The sequence below is a fragment of the Shewanella sp. 8A genome (genome assembly GCF_023475945.1).
GTDB lineage: Bacteria > Pseudomonadota > Gammaproteobacteria > Enterobacterales > Shewanellaceae > Shewanella > Shewanella xiamenensis.
On sequence record NZ_JAMDJP010000043.1, the window covers coordinates 1 to 18,392 of the forward strand.

16 protein-coding genes are annotated in these 18,392 nt (G+C 45.6%); 13 read left to right on the forward strand and 3 right to left on the reverse strand.

Annotated features, from left to right (window positions below; all coding sequences use genetic code 11):
* Positions 1-254: 254 nt before the first annotated feature.
* Positions 255-2,183, reverse strand: a complete 1,929-nt coding sequence (locus tag M0413_RS20705; protein WP_249555499.1) for a M1 family metallopeptidase — start codon at positions 2,181-2,183, stop codon at positions 255-257.
* A 336-nt stretch (positions 2,184-2,519) separates the two neighbouring features.
* Here M0413_RS20705 and M0413_RS20710 point away from each other — a divergent pair, with 336 nt between their 5' ends.
* From M0413_RS20710 to M0413_RS20725, 4 genes are all read left to right on the forward strand, one after another.
* Positions 2,520-2,747, forward strand: coding sequence for a DUF3389 domain-containing protein (locus tag M0413_RS20710; RefSeq protein WP_037425292.1), 228 nt, complete (start codon positions 2,520-2,522; stop codon positions 2,745-2,747).
* Positions 2,748-2,822: 75 nt separating this feature from the next.
* The gene (locus tag M0413_RS20715) at positions 2,823-3,488 is read left to right on the forward strand and encodes an alpha/beta hydrolase (RefSeq protein WP_139122647.1); all 666 of its coding nucleotides are present in this window, start codon (positions 2,823-2,825) and stop codon (positions 3,486-3,488) included.
* A 363-nt stretch (positions 3,489-3,851) separates the two neighbouring features.
* Positions 3,852-5,561: a bifunctional UDP-sugar hydrolase/5'-nucleotidase UshA gene (gene ushA, locus M0413_RS20720; protein ID WP_069454797.1), complete on the forward strand. Its 1,710-nt coding sequence runs from the start codon at positions 3,852-3,854 to the stop codon at positions 5,559-5,561.
* 426 nt (positions 5,562-5,987) lie between these two features.
* Positions 5,988-8,645 (forward strand): TonB-dependent receptor, encoded by a 2,658-nt coding sequence (locus M0413_RS20725; protein WP_249555501.1) that lies wholly within the window; start codon positions 5,988-5,990, stop codon positions 8,643-8,645.
* A 74-nt stretch (positions 8,646-8,719) separates the two neighbouring features.
* Here M0413_RS20725 and M0413_RS20730 read toward each other — a convergent pair whose 3' ends face one another.
* Together M0413_RS20730 and M0413_RS20735 are read right to left on the reverse strand one after the other, a co-directional pair.
* Positions 8,720-9,079, reverse strand: a complete 360-nt coding sequence (locus M0413_RS20730) for a TraR/DksA C4-type zinc finger protein (protein ID WP_037417804.1) — start codon at positions 9,077-9,079, stop codon at positions 8,720-8,722.
* A gap of 141 nt (positions 9,080-9,220) precedes the next feature.
* The gene (locus M0413_RS20735; RefSeq protein ID WP_037425279.1) at positions 9,221-10,168 is read right to left on the reverse strand and encodes a tRNA-dihydrouridine synthase; all 948 of its coding nucleotides are present in this window, start codon (positions 10,166-10,168) and stop codon (positions 9,221-9,223) included.
* Positions 10,169-10,434: 266 nt separating this feature from the next.
* Here M0413_RS20735 and M0413_RS20740 point away from each other — a divergent pair, with 266 nt between their 5' ends.
* The 9 genes from M0413_RS20740 (at position 10,435) to recR (ending at position 18,324) form a co-directional block, all read left to right on the forward strand.
* The gene (locus tag M0413_RS20740) at positions 10,435-10,863 is read left to right on the forward strand and encodes an HvfA family oxazolone/thioamide-modified RiPP metallophore (protein WP_037417772.1); all 429 of its coding nucleotides are present in this window, start codon (positions 10,435-10,437) and stop codon (positions 10,861-10,863) included.
* Between the two features lie 92 nt (positions 10,864-10,955).
* Positions 10,956-11,795 carry an HvfB family MNIO-type RiPP peptide maturase gene (locus M0413_RS20745; protein WP_249555503.1) on the forward strand — a complete coding sequence of 280 codons (840 nt, stop codon included), beginning with the start codon at positions 10,956-10,958 and terminating at the stop codon, positions 11,793-11,795.
* Positions 11,795-12,535, forward strand: coding sequence for an HvfC family RiPP maturation protein (locus M0413_RS20750; RefSeq protein ID WP_249555505.1), 741 nt, complete (start codon positions 11,795-11,797; stop codon positions 12,533-12,535). The genes M0413_RS20745 and M0413_RS20750 overlap by 1 nt, the downstream gene beginning before the upstream one ends.
* A gap of 157 nt (positions 12,536-12,692) precedes the next feature.
* Entirely contained in the window at positions 12,693-12,815 is a 123-nt protein-coding gene (locus tag M0413_RS22985) for a hypothetical protein (RefSeq protein WP_011072094.1), read from the forward strand.
* A 117-nt stretch (positions 12,816-12,932) separates the two neighbouring features.
* Positions 12,933-13,301, forward strand: coding sequence for a YbaN family protein (locus M0413_RS20755; protein WP_055647117.1), 369 nt, complete (start codon positions 12,933-12,935; stop codon positions 13,299-13,301).
* A gap of 180 nt (positions 13,302-13,481) precedes the next feature.
* Positions 13,482-14,033, forward strand: a complete 552-nt coding sequence (apt, locus tag M0413_RS20760) for an adenine phosphoribosyltransferase (RefSeq protein ID WP_023265726.1) — start codon at positions 13,482-13,484, stop codon at positions 14,031-14,033.
* A 129-nt stretch (positions 14,034-14,162) separates the two neighbouring features.
* The gene (gene dnaX / locus M0413_RS20765; RefSeq protein ID WP_249555507.1) at positions 14,163-17,213 is read left to right on the forward strand and encodes a DNA polymerase III subunit gamma/tau; all 3,051 of its coding nucleotides are present in this window, start codon (positions 14,163-14,165) and stop codon (positions 17,211-17,213) included.
* Between the two features lie 169 nt (positions 17,214-17,382).
* Complete coding sequence (locus tag M0413_RS20770; protein WP_007648738.1) at positions 17,383-17,712, forward strand: YbaB/EbfC family nucleoid-associated protein; 330 nt, start codon at positions 17,383-17,385, stop codon at positions 17,710-17,712.
* A gap of 12 nt (positions 17,713-17,724) precedes the next feature.
* Positions 17,725-18,324, forward strand: a complete 600-nt coding sequence (recR, locus tag M0413_RS20775) for a recombination mediator RecR (protein ID WP_055647120.1) — start codon at positions 17,725-17,727, stop codon at positions 18,322-18,324.
* The last annotated feature ends 68 nt before the right edge of the window (positions 18,325-18,392 follow it).

Consider the following 18,392-nt stretch of genomic DNA (forward strand, 5'->3'; position numbering starts at 1 on the left):
CATCAAGAGAAAGTAGAGCGGCAAGAGCAGGGTCAACTTGCTCTTGAATAAAGGCCCCCTTTTAGGGGGTTAAAACAAAGCCACCTTCTTCAGAAGGTGGATTCTTTACTGGGTTATTATTTGAATTCTGCTTTAACCTCATTTCGTGACGGTAAATTCACCTCAAACCGCTCTTTACCGCGCTTACTGCGATGAATTGACTTGCAATAGGCTAATTCTTAGTTTTCACACTCCAGATCAATCTTCACTTGCGGTTAATGCTCGTGCTCAATCGGGGTATTGCTAAACATCATATCTAAACTGGCTTGAGTCTGTGGATGGTAGCCGCTGCGCGCCGCAAGGTAGACGGCTTTAGCCCAGTCATAGTGCTCGCTGCTCGCCAGTTTTTGGTACAAGGGCACAATCAGCCTGCGCCTGCCGATCTCAGTTAAGTGCTGTTTTAATGCGGGTAACACGCTGTAGTATCCGTTATCGAGGGCGAGGGCATACCAAGCAAAGGCGATTTCATTATTGTGGGTGCCAGTTAAATGAAAGGCCTTATCTAACTCGGCTAATTGTTGCTCAGTGAGATTTAGTCTTGGCATTTCATTAATAAAGCGTAGCCATTGATGCACAGTCCAGCCCTGAGTGTTTAGGGCGCTGGCGGCACGCTTGCCTTCTAACCATGCTTGGCGCTGGGCATCGATATCATCGAAGGCGTGTGAGTTGGGGGGCACTAAAAAGCTAGGTAAACCTTGTCCCTCCACCCAAGTATCCACTTCGGACTCGCTGACGATATTGGGATATTTTTGCAATAACTGCTGCGTGAGGTAATTGCGGAACTGCTCCGTGGTAATGCTTTGAAACGCAAAATGATCAAAGTAACTTTTGACAAAGTTATCGAAGCGTTCACGGCCGAACTTTTGCTCAAGGAAACGCAGGAATAATTGTCCTTTGACATAGGGCACGCCGCTAAAGGCATCGTCGGGATCGCGCTCACCTAAGTCAATATGCAGTACGGTGTCGCCTGCGGGCAGCTCGGCTAATTCTGCCAATAGTTCAGAGTAACCAATGGTTTGCTCCATCAATGCACGGTCGCGGCCATAGAGATCTTCCATAATGCGGTTTTCCACATAGGTGGTAAAACCTTCGTTGAGCCAGAGATCGCGCCAGGTGGCGTTAGTGACTAAATTGCCCGCCCAAGAATGGGCCAGCTCGTGGGCAATTAAACTCACTAAGCTTTTATCTCCCGCGATGACTGTGGGAGTAATAAAAGATAATCGCGGATTTTCCATCCCGCCGAAGGGGAAGCTGGGCGGGAGGATCAGTAAATCGTATCGACCCCAGCGGTAATCGCCGTAACGTTTGGCGGCGATGGCGATCATCTCCGGCGTATCGGCAAATTCTTTGCTGGCCTTGGCAAGCATTTCGGGCTCGGCCCAAATGCCTGAGGTGTCGTCTAAGGCGGCAAATTGCAGGTGTCCCGCAGCAATGGCAATCAAGTAAGCAGGAATTGCCTGCGGCATAGTGAATTGGGTTTGAGTTGCAGACACGCTCTCTCGGTCGGCACTCATCACGACGCTAATGCCTTGCTTGGCTGTGACTGTGGCGCTGTAGGTTTGGCGCACTGCGGGCGTATCTTGCAGCGGGATCCAGCTCCTGGCATGGATGGCTTGGCTCTGGCTAAACATAAATGGCCATTGCTTACCTTGGGTTTGCTCTGGAGTCAGCCATTGAATGCCTGATGGATTCTTGGATGTATGGTAATTAACTTTGATCTTAGCGACTCGCTCTTGAGGCAGATTGATGGTGAGCGCTGCACCTTTGACCTTATCGGTCGCACCTAAACTAAAGGGCACGGATTGCCATTGGCCGTTTGCATTTAACATGCTGACACTGTTAATCGTCAGGTCACGGGTATCTAACACCAGCATCTTGCCTGCTTTATGCCAATTTAGCTCGAGAATGGCGTTGCCCGAAAGTTGTTGCAGCTCAAAATCCACATTTAATGCGAGTTCAATGTGGCGAATACTTACTTGTTGGTAATTGGCAAAGGTCAGTTCATCGGTGGCAGTATGCAATTGGCTGGAGGCGACGCTAGCAACATTACTATTAGGTAAGCTATTGGTTGCATTGGCATATTGTACTAATGGCAGCAGTAGCAACAGGGCGCTGCTAATGAAGGTACGACGGGATAAAAACATATAACCACCCAGTGTTGTGATTCTTGTATGGTGTAAAACGCGATCGCCGCGGGCGACTGTATTCGTTGGGGCGTGAGTTTACTCGAACTCAGTAGGTTTGGGGCTATTTAGCTGACACTAAAATGTAATCAAACTTAATTTGGGATGAGGTTGACGTTGAGGAAAGGTTACTCTTTTACGAAAACGCACGCCAGAGTGTGCTATTTAACTCTTGCAGGGGGATGCAAAGCGACTTGGCTCATAGAGGTTATCGGGTATGTAAAAGTACATCCCAGCGATATAACTTTGTTATCATGACGCGTGTTCACAATGTCTTATAGCTACAACAGGACAACTATGGTACTGGATTTTTCACAGGGTAAGCTGATAGCAACAGAGTTTGAAGTACAGATCAGATTAAGCGTGGCCAATGTTGTGCTTCAAGCGAGTGCCGAAGATATTAGCCTTAGGCTTGACCCTCCAATGATCATCGCCAATGGTGGCGGCGTGCGTTGGAGCATGAAATTAGATAACGCGGAACAGCTCGATGCGTTACAAGCACTCCTCGGGATTGATTATTTGTAAGCACACTTGATTATCGCCAAATGTGCTTGACGTTTAACCTTAGTTTTCAATTTGATTTAGAAAGGATTTATCAGTATGACGCTCGAACGTATTGTGATTGAACCCCAAGTTGAGGCGACCGCAGTTGTGGTCTGGCTTCATGGGTTAGGCGATTCTGGTGCTGGTTTTGCCCCCGTTGTACCTGCGCTAGGGTTGCCAGCGGATCACAGTATTCGCTTTATTTTTCCCCATGCACCTGAGCAGGCGGTCACCATCAATGGTGGTTATATTATGCGTGCTTGGTATGACATTAAAAGTATGGACTTGCATGATAGAGCGGATATGCAGGGCGTGATGGCATCAGAATTAAGCGTTCAGGCGCTGATTGATGAACAGATTGCCGCAGGTATTCCTAGTGAGCGCATTGTGCTGGCGGGATTTAGCCAAGGCGGAGTGATGAGTCTGTTTACCGGATTACGCTATCCTCAAAAACTTGCCGGTATTATGGCGTTATCCTGCTATTTGCCAACGGGTGATGTATTGCCAAGCCAACTAACTGTAGCCAATGCTGACACGCCGATTTTGCAGCAGCATGGCGAGCAGGATGATGTCGTTCCGTTATCAGCCGGATTGTTGGCAAAAGAGGCATTAATTGCCGGTGGATATCCGGTGCAATGGCAAACCTATCCGATGCCACATTCAGTTATTCCTGTGCAATTAAAAGCGATTAGTGCTTGGTTACAACAGCGTTTTGAAATGTAGTTAAATCTAAATGCTTATAAAATCATCATGCGGTAAACAATTTTTTGCCGCTTGATGTTTTTTATAAAGAACAATGCGGCTGTCTGCGAAACTTCTGTAAGCTACTTAAATTAAAGCATTAAAATTTACAATTATATTTTTAATTGTCATTAAATTCGAAAAGTGAAAATAAGTCGATTAGCTTATTTTTTATTTGAAACAAAACTGTATTAAAACTCGCCAAAAATCCCACATTAAAGTCACGTTTATTAATAAAAATGACACAATTCATCTTTATTCTTTGATATTATGCGTGACGCGAGAGTTGATGGTACTCGCACAATCTATCTATGATAAAATAATTAAAATCAAGGGGTTGATGTAATGACAAATAAGCTTATTAAAGGATTAATTGCCACTGCTGTGCTTGCTGCGTTAGCAGGTTGTAATAGTGATGATGACAAAGTTCCAACAACTTGCGCCGAAGCGGGTGCTGCCTGTAAAACATTTACGGTATTACATACAAACGATAACCATGGCCGTTTTTGGGAAAACAAAGATGGTGAATATGGTTTAGCTGCTCAGAAAACTTTGGTTGATCAAATTCGTGCTGAAGTCAGCAAGAAAGGTGGTCAAACATTGTTGCTTTCTGGTGGTGATATTAACACTGGTGTGCCTGAATCCGATTTACAAGATGCGATTCCTGACTTTACCGGTATGAACAAAATTGGTTACGACGCAATGGCGGTCGGTAACCATGAGTTTGATAATCCATTATCCATTGTGGACATGCAACGTAGTCTTGCTGAATTCCCTATGTTAGCGGCTAACATTTATAAGACTGATGGTACTCGCTATTTCGATGCCTATAAAATATTTGATGTTAATGGTGTCAAAATAGCTGTTATCGGTCTAACCACTGAAGATACTGCTAAGATCGGTAACCCTGAATACATTAGTGAATTAGAGTTCAGAGATCCAAAGACTGAAGTTGCCAAAGTCATCAAAGAAATCAAAGATGCTAAGTCGGCAGACATCATTTTTGCTGTGACGCATATGGGTCACTACGCAGATGGCCAAAATGGTAGCAATGCCCCTGGTGATGTGGCGTTAGCCCGTTCACTTAAGGAAGGCGAACTTCAAGTGGTGATTGGTGGTCATTCACAAAACCCCGTCTGTATGGAGCCAGGTAATAAGGCCTATGCAGCATTCAAACCGGGCGATGCCTGCGCGCCAGATCAACAAAATGGCACTTGGATCATGCAAGCCCACGAATGGGGTAAGTATGTCGGTCGTGCGGACTTTGAATACTTTAATGGTGAACTTCACTTAGCCAGCTATAAATTAGTGCCAGTGAACTTAGTTAAAGAAGTCACTGATGAAGCGGGTAACAAGAAAAAAGTACTCGTTGGTGAAAAGATTGAGCCTGATACAGAGTTAAAAGAGCTGCTTTCTTACTATCAAGAGAAAGGTCAAGCTAAGTTAGACGAAGTGATTGCGACTACCGATGCGCTGCTTGATGGTGAGCGTGCAAACGTACGTAACAAACAAACCAACTTAGGCCGTATGTTAGCCATGGCACAAAGTGCTAAAGTGTCTGCTGATTTTGGCGTGATGAACTCTGGTGGTGTGCGCGCTTCTATTAAAGCGGGCAACATTACTTACCGTGATGTACTCACCGTTCAACCTTTCGGCAACATGGTAACCTTAAACGAAATGACTGGTGCGGCGGCTGCTGATTATTTAGGGGCTGTGGGTAGTTTACAAATTGGTTCTGGTGGTTATGCGCAAATTACCGGCGTGAAGATGACCATTGACTGCGTGGCTAAAAAAGCAACAGTCCATGAAATCAATGGTAAAGAGTTCAGCGCTACAGCAAACTACAAATTCACTGTACCTAGCTTTAACGCTGCAGGTGGTGACGGTTATCCTAAACTGGCGAGCCCAATCCAGACAGGTTATGTAGACGCCGATTTACTTTATTCCTTCCTGAAAGAGAAACAATCCATTGTTGCAGCTGATTATAATCCAGTAGGTGACATTGTGTATGAAAACTCTGAAAGTGTAGAAGGTTGTAAGATTACTGCTAAGTAATCTACAGCGGTTAATAAAATGCCACTCAATTTGAGTGGCATTTTTATTTTGCTCGTTTATTTTTCCATCCGTTAGATACAGCCTAAAATCACCATAAAATAAAGCGATACATTTTGCTAACTATGTATATTAAATTGAGTGGATTGATATTTCGTAACGCTAGATGTTCAATTGATTCTATTTGTATCAGTTTATCAATAATCGCTTAAATTTGCTTAAAGACCTTTAACGCTATGTTTGGGTTGAATTTTGTACGTTTTAAACTCAAGATTTATTTGCTGTGTATGTATCAATTTGTTTTTTTGTTGTTATTTGTTGTTGTCGATATTCGTTTTGATTAACAGTATTGATACGTCAAGGGAACTTGAAAATTAACTAAAATAACAACAAGACGGGTTTATTCATTTAAGCCTCAAGGAGAGATATATGCATCATCTAACGTTAGCAGCTAGAGCTGTGCGCGCTAGTCTAATCACTATGGGTTCTGCTAGTGTTTTATTATCTGGAATAACGATTGCGGCAGAAGAAAATACCAAAGTTGAACGTATTGAAGTCACTGGATCACGTATTAAACAGGTGGATATGGAAACCGTTTCTCCTGTCACTGTGATTAATGCGGCTGATATTGCGATGACGGGCGAAAAAACCGTTGCTGATGTTTTGAATAACTCGGCAATCAATAGCTTTGGTTCATGGCGAGGGATTTCTGGATATGGTTCAGGTGCTAGCTCAACAAGTAATGTTAATCTTCGCGGACTAGGCTCGTCTGCTACGCTGGTGTTGCTCGATGGCCGCCGTATGCCTGGTACGAGTTCAAGCTCGGGCTCTGTTGCAGACACATCCTCAATTCCAATGGCGATAGTCGAGCGCATTGAAATCCTACGCGATGGCGCCTCTGCTGTTTATGGTTCAGATGCTGTTGCGGGTGTGATCAACATTATTACCAAAAAAGAATTTGATGGCTTGCAATTAGATTACAGTACAGAGCAGCCTAGTGTTGAAGGCGGTGATGCTAATCGTTTATCCATTGCAACAGGTTATAATACGGATAAAGGCAATATTACCTTAACCTATGAATACTATGATACCAAAGCCGTCATGGATCGTGATACTTGGAATATGGACGATCCGAGTTACGCAACCTACAGTGGCTTAAGCTCTGTGCCCAATGGTAAATATGGCACAGGTAACGGCAGTTGGTATAGCAATTCAGATATTTGTGACCAAACTGAAAATACCGTCGATAAAACTGATGGAAATAATAATGGCCGCTGTTTATATGATTCAGGTAGAGTGACTAAATTATTTGGTGATCAGACCCGTAATTCCTTTTTATCCAATTTTACCTATGAAATTACTGACGGTATTCAATTTCGCGGTCGTGCATCGGCCTCGTTAGCTGAAACTGAAACGCGTTACGCAGGGACACCTGTATCAACAAATTATCCAGTAATGAGTGCTGATAATAAATTCAATCCCGTTGGGGAAGATATGACACTTTATATGCGCTCTGCCCAAATTGGCGAGCGTGATACCTTAACTGAGACCAATAATGTCGATATTCTCGGTGGTTTTATTGGTACGCTGGATTTAGGCAATGGCATTGATTGGGAATTAAATGCACAGCATTCCCGCTCAACCACGAATTCATTTAATTACAATTTAATTAATGATGAGATAGTTCAGCAAGGAATAGATTCTGAACAGTACGATATTTTTAATACCACGGGCATGAGTTATGAGCAGTGGAACCAGCAGATGACTGAGCTGTATCGTAAGGCGGCTCATACGGGCGTGTATCAAGGTAAGTTTGAAAGCACTCAAATTGATGGACTGGCTTCAACGCTGCTTGTTGATAATGGCGATGTCTCTGTTGCTATGGTCGGTGGGCTTGAATATGAAATGATTAAGTTTAAGCAAACCAGTGATCCAGAGTCTGCTTCGGGCATTATCTCAGGTGGCTCGGGTGGCGATGATGTGGATGCAACCCGTGATCGAAGTGCAGCTTATTTAGAATTCCAAGTTGGCTTACCCGCGAATGTTGAGTTATCGGCCGCCGTTCGGTACGAGCGCTATGAACAGGAAGGATCGCTCACTGGTGCCCAAGGGCAAGTAGTTAATTCATCAACCTTTGATGCCGTAGTGCCTAAATTTGGTATTAGTTGGCGCCCCGTGGATAGTTTGTTACTGCGTGCCAGTTACGGTGACTCCTTCCGAGCACCCAATATGGGTGAAATGTTCTCTTCACAATCTTTAAGTTTTGAAAAAGCCGTCGATTCGCTTTGGTGTAATGAGCCAGGTAATGTGGATGCGGTTTATTGTGCGACCAGTAATCAACACAAAACTTGGTATGGTGGTAATCCCGACCTTGAGGCTGAGGAGGGTAACTCATTGACGTTAGGTGGCGTGTGGAATGCTACTGATAATTGGAATATCGAATTATCCTACTTTTCGATTGCCTACGAGAATAAAATTGAGTCGATAAGTGTGAACGACATACTGCGTGATGAAATTAAAAATGGTTCATCACCTTATGTTCACCGTGGTTCCGATGGCAAGATTGAATATATTGAAGCGGGTGTGCGCAACTTAGCGACGGTTGAAACGTCAGGTATTGATTTTGTCACAGCTTATAACCTAGAAACGGGGATCGGTGATTTTAACTTCAGACTCGATTTAACCCATGTTTTGGATTTTAAAAAGCAAGATAATGCCGAATCAGAAATGATTGATTATGCCGGGCTTACTGATTCGCCTGATTGGCGTGGTAATTTTGCAACCAGCTGGAAATATGACGATTTTTCTGCGGCCTGGACCGTAGTGTATATTGGTCGTCAATCGGCTGATTACTACAATCAGTTAGAAGAAACCGATGTTTACGTCGATTATTCAAACTACTTTAAACACAACATCCAGTTTGCCTATAACCATGCTTACAATGGTTCAATCACGGTTGGGGTGAGTAATGTGTTTGATGCCGATGCACCAAACTTTTATACCTATGCTGATTACCGTGATGTAAACGTTGGACTGTATGATGTGTTGGGCCGTACTTACTATTTGAGAATTAACCAGAAGTTTTAAGTTATCCTTCTCCCTGGATAACTCAAACCTCCGCTTGCGGAGGTTTTTTTGCTTGTGGAATATAGAGACGCTGCTTAATGACTCAGGCGCAGTTCATGACGATGCTCATGCTGATAATGCTCAGCGCAGCAACTGCAACGTTGTTCGGTAGGATCTTGCATTAAACGTTCAGCTTCGATTTCAGTTTCGCAATCGGAACAAAGGCCATAAAGACCTAAGTCGAGTTGGCAGAATGCGGCATCGAGGCGGTTTAAACGACAAAATAGCGGGTGATCGGCAAGGTGGCTCTGTGCCAGTCGGTCGATGAGTTCCCCTAGGCTGAGGTTGGCACAATGCGTCCCAAGTATTTCAATAAACTGAGGGAGCGCGCCGATTTCCTTCCTTAGATTAGCTTCAAGCTCTGACAATTCTTGTCTGATATGGGTGGTGCTCACGTAAAATCGCCTGTTTTATCTGACTCTGGGCATTCAGTCTAATAGTTCCACTACCAACGACTATGATAAAGATCAAGTATCTGTACGATTTTTAGGGGTAACGTGGTGGTTAACATAAAAAACCACCACTTTTGTATGGGGTTACTGGCTAAGATGTTGTTGCGCTTGTTCTAGCACACGCACAATGTCTTCAGTAGTTTTATAGATCCTAAGTTCCCGAAATAGGGTATCTGCCTCGGGATATTGGCGATTGAGATAACTAAACCACTGCTTAATGCGCGCTGGATAATAATCACTCTTACGGCCACTAAGCTCCCTTTGGGTATAACTGAGCATTAATTGTAACGTGTCAGCCCAACTGTAGGGCGTAGCACCGGTTTTTATGGTGTCTGCAAGATTGGGGAGCGAGATCGCGCCTCGGCCAATCATGATACTGTCGCACCCCGTCACTTCCATACAACGTTTAGCGTCGTCACTATTCCAAATCTCACCGTTGGCAATTACCGGTATTGGCAAACGTTTGCGCACTTCGGTGATGTATTCCCAATAAGCGGGTGGTTTGTAACCATCAACTTTACTGCGGGCATGGATAGCAAGCTCAGTTGCGCCCGCTTCATAAACGGCCAGCGCATTTTCCATAAACAGGGATTTATCTTCGTAGCCTAAACGGATCTTGGCTGTCACCGGATGCTCAGCGGGCACTGCTTGGCGCATGGCGCGCACAATATCATGAATGGTATTAGGGTATTGCAGCAACACCGCGCCGCCATTACTGCGATTGACCATCTTGGCAGGACAGCCAAAGTTTGCATCGACGCCGTGGGAGCCAAGCTCAATTGCGCGCATGGCATTTTCGGCCATGCAATGAGGTTCTTGGCCTAAAAGCTGTACGCGGACTGGGGTACCCGATGGCGTATAGCCACCGCTCAGTAGCTCTGGACAGAGTTTAAGAAAGACCTTTTCAGGTAATAGTTGGTCAACGACGCGCACAAATTCGGTGACAAGCAAATCGTAAGGGTTAATCGACGACAAAATATCTCGCATTAAGTCATCAACCACGCCTTCCATCGGAGCCAAAATTACCCGCACTGCTACAAACCCATATAGAGAAACAAAGGGCGTGCATTCTATCCTATTGGCTTGCTGTTACAAAGTGCGCAGAGAGGCTTGGCAACTATGATAACTATTTATGGCTATTTAATTGGCCAAATTCAGCTTCCTATCAGCATATTTTGATAATTTCTGTGATTTGGTGATATTTTTTGAAATGAAACTAAAGCGGTGCAGGTCTTTTGCAGTAAGCCAACGATAACCCTATTGTTGGTCACCATTAATCAATAAAAGGAAGCAAGAATATGAAATCAGTTAAGCAAACCGCGGTTGCAGTGGCATTAGGTACAGTGGTGGTTGGTTCAGCGTTTACTGTTAACGCGCAAACAAATTTATTTGGTTTTGAAACCATGGAATCAGGATATCAACTCGTTGGTTCTGAAGGTAAGTGTGGTGAGGGTAAATGCGGTGCAGATATGAAAAAAGCGGCTGCAGAAAAAGCTAAAGAAGGTAAATGCGGTGAAGCAAAATGTGGCGCCGATATGAAAAAAGCGGCTGCAGACAAAGCTCACGAAGGTAAGTGTGGTGAAGCAAAATGTGGCGCCGATATGAAAAAAGCCGCAGACAAAGCTCATGAAGGCAAATGTGGTGAGGGTAAATGCGGTGCTGATATGAAGAAAGCCGCTGAAAAAGTTGACGCTAAAACTGAAGCCGTAAAAAAGGAAGTCAAATAAGTTCAGTTGTACTTAGTGAGGTACTGCCCTAGCACATGGCCAGCCTATGCTGGCCTTTGTTTAGCAGCATCCAAATTAAAGGGGTTAAAGCAATGCAAGATCGTGGATTAGTTGGATTAGGGTTACGGCGTGAAATGCTCAGTGAATTTTGCCAATCGCTGCCGAGTGCTATCGATTTTTTAGAGGTTGCCCCTGAAAACTGGATGACGCTAGGTGGAAAATACGGTAAACAATTTAGACAATTAACTGAAAAACATACCTTTTTTTGCCATGGTCTGTCGCTCTCAATCGGTAGCCCTGAGCCGTTGGATCTTGAGTTTGTTCGCCGTATCAAAGCTTTTATGGACTTACATCAAATTGATGTCTATTCAGAGCATTTAAGTTATTGCTCAGGAGCTGGCCATTTATACGATCTGATGCCAATTCCTTTTACCGAGGCCGCCGTTAAGCATGTCGCTCGGCGAGTTAAGCAAGTTGAAGATATTTTAGAACGACCGCTTATTTTGGAAAATGTCTCCTTTTATGCGGCGCCCAGTGCGCAGATGACTGAGCTGGCGTTTTTGACGGCAGTGCTAGAAGAAGCCGACTGCAAACTCCTGCTAGATGTGAATAATATTTATGTTAACTCGATAAATCATCAATATGATGCGGCGGCATTTTTAAAGGCGATGCCAACTGAGCGGATTGCCTACTTGCATATCGCAGGACATTTTAAAGAATCAGAAGAATTATTGATTGATACCCACGGCAGCGATATCAACGCCCCTGTATGGGCGCTCCTAGATAGTTGCTATGCCAAACATGGCGTATTACCCACCTTGCTCGAGCGTGACTTTAATCTGCCGGCAACAGCGCATTTATTGGATGAAATTAATCAAATTCATACTTACCAAGCTCAGGCCAAAAAAAATCTAGCGAAGAGGATTGCCTAATGGATTTTAAGCAAGTACAGCAATCCTTTATCGATTATATTCGTGATCCTAACAATTCCGTGCCGATCGGTGTACCCATTGAGCGGATGCAGGTTTACCGAGAGCTATTTTTTAATAATGTGATGGGTTTTGTTTCTAATGCCTTCCCCGTACTCAAAAGCTTATACACTGATGCGCAGTGGCAAACCTTAGTGCAGGCTTTTTTTAGTCGACATGATTGTAAATCACCGATTTTTATCGATATTGCTGGGGAGTTTTTACAGTTCCTGCAGTTTCAATATTGTCCAGTAGACATTGACCCGCCCTTTATGCTGGAACTTGCGCACTATGAATGGCTTGAACTACGGGTGGCAACTGCGCAGCAAGATAGCCGCCAAGTCCTGATTGGTAAAGAGGGAATTACGCATCAAAATCTATGTTTAGCCGCAACGGCAACCGTGGCGCAATACCAGTATCCAGTGCAGCAAATACGGCAAGATTATCGCCCAGAAGATCCTCTGCCGCAGCCAGTGTTTTTTTGCCTATATCAGGATGAGGCAGGTGAGGTAGGCTTTTTGCAATTAACACCTTTAAGCGCACAAGTACTGGGTTATTTAGCCGAAAAGGGGCAGAGCACCTTTGATGAATTGATTCAATGGTTGGTGTCGACTTATCCGCAAATGTTAACAGAGACCTTAACTCAAGGTTGTTTACAGTTACTCGAGCAACTAACCGCTAAAGGTATCGTACGCGGAACATAGAAAGACATGGTGCTTAAGTACGCAAAATAATTGTAATAACCATACAGAAAAAGGGTTTTTGTTGGTGTGGCAAACCGCTACAATGACGCCCGTTTTGTGATCTCAATCACTGTATGATTCCCGCGCACTTATCTACGCACACATTTGAGGAGCTGTAATGAGCAGTCAGCCATTTAAAGACCCATTTAACGTTATGTATTTTATTGGTTTTATTTTAGTCTTACTGTTGCCGACACTACCAGCAAGCCTGACTTGGTTAAAGCAATTAGGCTTAATTTAAGCAGGTTTTAATCTCAAATTGAGTATACTACTGGCCACTCTGAGAGTGGCTTTTGTTTTTGAGGTTCGAGGCATTTACACACTATGATTATTTACAAACTATGATTATTTACACGCTATGATATTGAAACGCGGTTTGTTTTTATTGATAGGCTGCCTTGCGCTGGGCCTTGGACTGCTAGGTATTATCGTGCCACTGTTACCGACGGTGCCGTTTATTTTACTCGCCGCTTTTTGCTTCGCCCGTTCAAGCACTCGCTTACATCAGTGGTTAATGACACATCCTTGGTTTGCCGATGCGCTCACCCAGTGGCAAGAGCACCGAGCCATGCGCCCAGGCCTTAAGCGCAGGGCTATGCTACTCTCTGGCCTCAGTTTTAGTGTCAGTATTCTTGTTGTGCCAATCCTATGGGTAAAACTGTTGCTGTTAACCATGGCAATCGGGCTTCTCTGGTATCTGAAAACGATTCCTGAAATCGAATCCTAAGCACATTTGATCTAAGGCACAAATTGATAACCAATTCGTCACTTGAATACGCTGCTAGTTGCAACTCAAACCAAAGCGGCATAAGCTTTGTGCGAATTATTAAAGCTCGTCCACACTCGCTGTGGACGTTTTGTTTTTACTGCCAGCAATAAGCGTGGCGAAACGATTAAGTTAAATTAAATGGCTATGAATACAGAAACCTTATCCTTGATAAAGCAAAGCATTAAAACCATTCCTAATTATCCTAAGGAAGGGATTCTATTTCGCGATGTGACCAGTCTGCTGGAAAATGCTGCAGCCTATAAAGCGACTATTGATTTATTAGTTGAGCATTACCGCAACAAAGGCTTTACCAAGATTGTGGGCACCGAAGCCCGTGGTTTCTTGTTTGGTGCGCCTTTAGCACTGGAATTAGGCATTGGTTTTGTGCCTGTACGTAAGCCTGGTAAGTTGCCACGCGCGACCATTAGCCAAAGCTATGAGCTGGAATATGGCCACGATAGCCTTGAAATCCATACCGATGCGATTACCGCGAATGACAAAGTATTGGTGGTTGACGATTTGCTGGCCACTGGCGGCACTATCGAAGCCACAGTCAAACTTATCCGCCAACTGGGCGGTGAAGTGCAAGATGCGGCTTTTGTGATTTCATTACCCGATCTCGGTGGCGAAGCCCGCTTAACGGCCTTAGGTCTTGAGTTGGTTAAACTTTGTGAGTTTGAAGGCGAATAATTCTTCAGCCAAAGGCGCCTAGGGATAGTTTAATGGCATGTCGTTAATTGACATGTTATCTTGCAACTATCTCGGGGCGCGATCCCCTTTTTTGTACCAATATTCTTGTCATGCACATTGGGGAGTTCCATGTCATATCAGGTGTTAGCCAGAAAATGGCGCCCTGCCACATTCGAACAGATGGTCGGCCAAAGTCATGTGTTGCACGCATTAACCAATGCGTTAACCCAGCAACGTTTACACCATGCGTATCTTTTTACTGGCACGCGCGGTGTGGGCAAGACCAGTTTGGCGCGTCTCTTTGCCAAAGGTCTTAACTGTGAGAAGGGCGTAACGGCTTCCCCCTGTGGTGTGTGTGGCAGCTGTGTCGAAATTGCCCAAGGCCGTTTTGTTGACTTAATTGAAGTCGATGCCGCCTCGCGTACCAAAGTCGATGACACTCGTGAACTCTTAGATAATGTGCAATATCGTCCGACCCGAGGCCGTTTTAAGGTTTATCTGATCGACGAAGTACACATGCTTTCCCGCAGCAGTTTTAATGCGCTGCTAAAAACCCTTGAAGAACCGCCAGAGCATGTGAAGTTTTTGCTGGCGACCACCGATCCGCAAAAGCTGCCGGTGACTGTGTTATCCCGCTGTTTGCAATTTAATTTAAAGAGTTTAACCCAGCAGGAAATTGGCACTCAGCTACAGCATATTTTAACCCAAGAGCAATTGCCCTTTGAGCTCGAAGCCCTAACTCTGCTCGCCAAAGCGGCCAATGGCAGCATGCGTGATGCTTTAAGCTTGACCGATCAGGCCATCGCCTTCGGTGGCGGCACGGTAATGCTCAACCAAGTGCAATCTATGCTGGGCAGCATCGATGAGCAGCATGTGCTGGGCTTACTTAAAGCCTTAACCGATGCCGATATTGGCGTATTGATGCAAAGCTGCGCCCAGGTGCTCGCCTATGGCGCGGACGCCCAAGAAGTGCTGCGCAGTTTACTGGAATTACTGCATCAGATTACCTTGACACAATTTGCGCCAGCCGCCGCACAGCAATCCCTTTACAGCGCGCAAATTCAGGCCTTTGCCGAGCAGTTAGCGCCTGAACAAGTGCAGCTGTATTACCAAATTTTACTTACTGGCCGTAAAGACTTACCCCATGCGCCGGATCCTAAATCGGGCCTTGAAATGGCGCTGCTGCGAGCGGTGGCATTTGTTCCCGAAAAGCCAGTAAAACGTTGGCAGGTTGAAGAAACTGCAAAGGTGAGTTTGCCAGCTCAGCAGCCAATGTCTGCGACGCCCGTATCAAATATGCCAGCGGTAGAACAGACCGTTAATCAGGCTGTAGCTGAAAAAAAAACTCCACTAACTGCTGAGTGTGACTCACAGGCTCTGCCACAAGTAGCAACGACTGAGCCTATGGCTAAGAGTGAGAACGCTACAGCTGCGCAACAAACCTTATCTGCTGAGGATATGTTAGCTGTCGATGATGCGATTGATGATGGGGCTGAACTGAATGCCGCATTAATTGCCGAGCAGCAAGTGATCTTAAGCCAAGCTCAAAGCCAAGGCTTTGGTGCAAGTGCGGCATCGAGTACTGAGGCCGTCTTAATTTCAGAATCAAGCCCTAACTCAAAAACTGACGCAAGCCCTGACTTAAGCGCTGAGTCGAGCTCAGTTTCTATGCCGGCATCGAATCTTGATACTGAGCATAATCAAGCTGCAACAGTGGATACCGCTAGTGTTGACCAGAAGTATTCTCCCTCGAAATTAACAGCAGCAGTTGACTTATCTTATGATGATATCGAGGAAAATACTCAAGCGAGTGTTAATCAGAGTACAGATGCGCTAGCGCCAGACGAATATTCCGCTGAGGATTACGGACAATACGATTATGCCGCCGCGCCGCTCGATGCCTATCAGGATGATTACTCACAATTTATGGCTGAGGAGCAGGGCGGATTCTCTGGCATGGAAGATAGTTCGCTTAATCGCGACAGTGCTCAGTCTATTGGCGAAAGCTTAGCTTCAACAACCTCTCAGGCTTCAACACCTCCAGCGTCAACTACTACCGTGTCCCTTGAGGATGACGATATTTTATCGGCGGTATTAGCGGCGCGTGACTCCTTGTTATCCGATCTTGATGCGCTCAGCACCAAGGAAGGTGATGGAAAAAAGTCGGCAGCGGAAGTTAAGCTTAAAACTCCGAGCCAGAGTGCGCATACCGCGCCAGTCTCTCACTCGCCATCGCATAAAATGCCTTCAGTTGATGCATCTACCAAGCATCAAGTGGTTAGTAACACGTCCGATAACGACTTTGAGCTGCCCTTTGACGATGATTTCGAGGCCGAGCTTCATCTTGAGTCACAATCAAATGTCACGCTAACTCAGCAGCTAGATCCGAACGATCGCCCACCATGGGAAGAGGCGCCCGTCGTTGGGATGGATGATGCTAATGCGTCGGATGCAAGTGCTAACCTACAGCGTGAAACCGCTGTTGTGCTACAAACAACTGTTGATGAGTTAGGCGCTGCGAACGTCGCCGCTCAAATATCACCAACGAATAGCGAAGCGACACCGTTTGGGCAAGTGCTAGAACAAGAGCCTGTACAAAAGAGCGAGCCAGCTGTGCAAAGCCCTGAGATGAATACCGCGCCGCAGCCGCCTCAGCCACAAGATTCGGTGCAGTCACAGCCAAATGAGACAGTACAACCAACGTCATCCACCGCATTAGCACTGGCGCAATCGATTACCGGTCATCCGCTCGATTTGCATTGGTATAAGCTCATGGCGAGCCTCGATATTGGTGGACGTGTGCGTCAGTTAGCGGTCAATTCGATTTGTCAGCAGCAGGCTAACCCCTTGCCATTACTGTTAAAACCCGATCAGAAACACTTGGCGGCGCAGGTGGCCATTGAGCAGCTCGAGCAAGCCTTAACCGCAGCTCTTGGGAACCCAAGGCAGGTTGAGGTGGTCATAGGAACCGATCCTACACGGGAGACGCCCTTAGAGATGCGCAAACGTTTTCACCAAGAGTTACTGCAACAGGCGCAGCAGTCGCTAATAATGGATGACAATGTGCAATGGCTGATTAACCGCTTTGGGGCTGAGCTTGAGAAGGATAGCTTGCTCTATCCGCCTGAACTGTTAAATCAGCGCAGCGGGCTTATTCCTGCGTTACCTGAGCCCGAGTAATATTTCCTCTATGTATATGCTGCGTGGAATGGCAGAGTTTGTTAAAAACGCGCTATCAAGATCATAAGTTTATCGATGGGATCGCGGCATTGATTGCCAATCCCATTTATTTCAGTAAGATTAGCCAGCTTAAAAGCTTGCGACTAACCCTAATAGAAGAGAAATGACTATGTTTGGAAAAGGCGGTATGGGCAATCTGATGAAACAAGCCCAGATGATGCAAGAAAAAATGGCAAAAATGCAGGAAGAAATTGCCCGCATGGAAATGGTCGGTGAGTCAGGTGCAGGTCTGGTTAAAGTGACCATGACAGGCGCACACACAGTGCGTAAAGTCGAAATCGACCCAAGCTTGATGGAAGACGACAAAGAAATGTTGGAAGATTTGATCGCGGCAGCCTGTAACGATGCAGCACGTCGCATCGAAGAGAATCAAAAAGCTAAAATGGCCGAAGTGACTGGCGGTATGCAATTACCACCAGGCATGAAAATGCCATTTTAATTGAGATAGACAATGAAATTTAGTCCACTGCTAGACGAGTTAATTCAGTCCCTACGTTGTTTACCAGGGGTTGGGCCTAAATCGGCGCAACGTATGGCGTTTCAATTACTTGAGCGAGACAGGAAAGCTGGGCTTAAATTAGCCTCTGCCCTGTCGAGTGCCATGAGTGATATCGGTCATTGTCAGTCTTGCCGAACCTACACTGAAGAAACGTTATGTCCGATTTGTGCTAGCCATAAGCGCGGCTCGTCTTCGACAATTTGTGTGGTCGAAACGCCAGCCGATGTGTTAGCCATTGAAGCAGGTGGACATTTTACGGGTCGCTATTTTGTTTTGCTGGGCCATTTATCCCCCCTCGATGGCGTGGGGCCTGAAGAGTTAGGCTTGGCGCTATTAGAGCGTCACTTAGCCTCTGGCGATGTTGCTGAGCTGATTTTAGCGACCAATCCAACGGTTGAAGGTGAGGCCACAGCCCACTTTATCGCCGATATGGCAAGGCGCCACAAGGTGCTGATCAGCCGCATCGCCCACGGTGTGCCCGTGGGTGGTGAGCTGGAATATGTCGACAGCACCACCTTAGCGCTGTCCTTCAATGGGCGTATCCCGCTGTAGCCTGTGATGGCCTAAAGAATAAACCCGCTGGCCCTGTGCTCGCGGGTTTTTATTTTATGGCTGTATTT